This window comes from Paracoccus fontiphilus (assembly GCF_017356265.1).
GTDB lineage: Bacteria > Pseudomonadota > Alphaproteobacteria > Rhodobacterales > Rhodobacteraceae > Paracoccus > Paracoccus fontiphilus.
In genome coordinates this window covers 1-2,549 of sequence record NZ_JAFNAW010000145.1, presented here as the reverse complement: position 1 = coordinate 2,549, position 2,549 = coordinate 1, and the positions used below count along the sequence as shown (strand labels likewise).

Here is a 2,549-nt window from a genome sequence, read left to right as displayed (position 1 = left end):
ATCTTCGCTCCATGAAGGCTACGATGAGCCAGAAACCCTCTGTCACGCAATCGGCCTAATCTGTCCCATGGGCGCTGACGTCAGACAGTGCGCATCTACTGGAAGATCGACCTTTACGACACCGACGGGTTGATGGGACCGGAGCAGGAAAGCGATCCCGCACAGACGATCCGCGTCCTCACCCTCTGCCTGCCCGACGAATACTGATCTCGCACGGGCGGCTTTGAAAGCAGGGCCGCCTGACCACCTAAGGAGGCTTTTTCGATACCCAAAGCCGTCAGGAGAGCTGGACTGCGACGTCCGAGCATCCGCTCTGACGCGCATTCTGATGCCGCTCGCACCTGATCTGAGGGCAGTGTCTTGCCGATGTCCCGAGAGCTTCTCAAGCCATGCGGCTCCACATGAAACAGGTCCGGCAGCGTGACAGTCATTCCAGCACTCTTGGGGTGAGAACAGGGTGCCGATGTTGCCGAGGGCTTCAGGTCAGAGATCGCCTCGTTCCGAGACGTCCGCGAGTATTTCATTTTTGTCAATTGCTGTCCCCTTATGAGCAGAAGGATCGTTGTTTCTCCGCATCCCTTGAGGGAGGGCAGCACATGACCGAGGCGACACTCTCGCCAGACGGCCTTGAGCCGATCAGCGGCACAGTCGAAATCGGCGGCGATTATATCCGGTTCAGCGCAGACGCGGCTCTCGACGAACGTCAGATCAATGGGCCTCATGAGGGGCAGCTTACCCTGGACGGTGCCGACGAACGGGTCGCCGTTGAGAGCTATCACGCCCTTGAGGGCGGCGGCTGCGAGATAACCCTTCGACGCATTACGCCATCTGCGTCCTGATAAGGGTCAGTCATATTGGCAGATGCGGCCTTGAGATCGGGGGCATAGCCATCGGACATGATTTCGGCTCTCCCCTGCGCTGCGCCCAGAATAGGGAAGATGCGACCACAACGCGATTGCGAGATGTCCAGTGGCACGCCGCGACAGGACGCGTTCCCGCAGCTTGGTGACGACGGCGTAAAGATGGGACCTTCGCAGGATAGGGACAGGCCCGTTCCGCCTGTCGCATGTGCGACATGCGCGGTTTCACCAAAACCCAGGCAAGCGGTCGCATACTGGCCGGATTGCGCCGGAAATCTCTTGCTGCGCCGCCGTGTGCTGTGCCAGCAATGTTGTGTTGTGCAACGGAGAGGGACAATGGCACGCGGGACGGTCAAGTGGTTCAACACCGACAAGGGTTATGGCTTCATTGCGCCGGAGGCCGGGGGCGGGGATGTGTTTGTCCATATCACGGCCGTTCAGCGCGCCGGGCTGGACACGTTGCACGATGGGCAGAAAGTCTCTTTTGAGCTGGAGACCGGCCGCAACGGCAAGACGAGCGCGGTCGATCTGCAGGCCTTCTGAGACGACAAAGGTGGTCGCCGCCCAGCAGCCAGCCTGTCGTTGGTGAAGGCCTCTTCACAAGCTCGGTCGGCATCATCCGGTCCTGTTAACCGCTCTTTAACCGGATCTAGCTTATGCAAATAGCGCATAAGAGGATCGGGCATGAGCTACCGGATCACCACCTACAGCGCCTTGCATGCCAACCTGTCGGCGGCCAACACGGCCGTAAGGCTGTGCCGCGCCAACATTGGCCGGCTGCCCTTGTCCGACCAGGAACGCGACGCAACGATCGACCGGATCAGAAAGCAGATCGGCGAGTTGGAGACGCTCATCCTGGAACTTGAGCCACCCGGTGGCAAGCAGGCTGCGCCCTTCATCCGGACGCGCGTCAGAAAGGCACCACCGCCTCGCCGGGCCAGCACCCTGTCGGACAACAGGACGTGACAGCGGATCCCGATAGCAAGGACCCAGGCGAATGCGCCCCTGCACTTTACGGGAGGATCCGGAAGGTCTTTCCCGCCTCCGACACCGATGGCACCACGCCTGACGGATGGGGGATCTCTCAGCCGGGCGGAAACACTCTGTAACCAACCACTCACACCCGCTCGGCTGATAAGACCTTTATGTCTGCGTCGGGCCTCAGGGGATAGTTGTTCTTTCGGGCAGGGACAGTGGCCTTAGGCATCTGCTCGTGGCGGCTGCGACTTACCCGCTGTGACCTGTCGCCCGAGCCCTCTGTTCAGCAGGGACCTGCCGGGGTAGAGCAGTTCGGTTACGCGAAGACGGCGAAGCCGAGAAGCGCAGCTTAGGGGGGGCCTGGCGGTGACTCAGCCATCGGGCTGACCACCTCCTGAGAAGCTGTCAGACGCTTGCGGGCGGTGTGGGGGTGATCTCCTCTCTGTGCGGGACAAAACCCGTGACAGCTCCCCCCAAATATGGCATGATGAGAGGGTGTAGAGATGGCAGGAAATGCCTAATGTCTACACCTGTGGAATGGAGCGCCCGATGGCCCTTCGAGACACGCCCCAGACCCCCGCAGACCCAGTGCGCCCCGGCGGCAAGCGGCGCTCGCCCGCGTCACAGTGAGAACGGCGGTGAGAAATTAGGCCACGGAAGCGGCGGCATGGAGCTGCTGCGGGCGGCGTAAAAGTCGTCCACCCTTTCCCT

Annotated in this window: 4 protein-coding genes; all 4 read left to right on the top strand. The window is 61.2% G+C overall.

Annotated features, from left to right (window positions below; all coding sequences use genetic code 11):
- Positions 1–87: 87 nt before the first annotated feature.
- The 4 genes from J0F76_RS20440 (at position 88) to J0F76_RS20425 (ending at position 1,826) form a co-directional block, all read left to right on the top strand.
- Positions 88–207, top strand: coding sequence for a DUF3768 domain-containing protein (locus tag J0F76_RS20440; protein ID WP_242690485.1), 120 nt, complete (start codon positions 88–90; stop codon positions 205–207).
- 389 nt (positions 208–596) lie between these two features.
- Positions 597–839, top strand: a complete 243-nt coding sequence (locus J0F76_RS20435; RefSeq protein WP_207472299.1) for a hypothetical protein — start codon at positions 597–599, stop codon at positions 837–839.
- A 357-nt stretch (positions 840–1,196) separates the two neighbouring features.
- Positions 1,197–1,403 (top strand): cold-shock protein, encoded by a 207-nt coding sequence (locus tag J0F76_RS20430; RefSeq protein ID WP_207472298.1) that lies wholly within the window; start codon positions 1,197–1,199, stop codon positions 1,401–1,403.
- 141 nt (positions 1,404–1,544) lie between these two features.
- Positions 1,545–1,826, top strand: coding sequence for a hypothetical protein (locus J0F76_RS20425; protein ID WP_207472297.1), 282 nt, complete (start codon positions 1,545–1,547; stop codon positions 1,824–1,826).
- Positions 1,827–2,549 lie beyond the last annotated feature (723 nt).

Excerpts from the sequence above, each read along its gene's own strand:
- J0F76_RS20435 (WP_207472299.1), top strand. The coding sequence starts at position 597 with ATGACCGAGGCGACACTCTCGCCAGACGGCCTTGAGCCGATCAGCGGC.
- J0F76_RS20430 (WP_207472298.1), top strand. The coding sequence starts at position 1,197 with ATGGCACGCGGGACGGTCAAGTGGTTCAACACCGACAAGGGTTATGGC.
- J0F76_RS20425 (WP_207472297.1), top strand. The coding sequence starts at position 1,545 with ATGAGCTACCGGATCACCACCTACAGCGCCTTGCATGCCAACCTGTCG.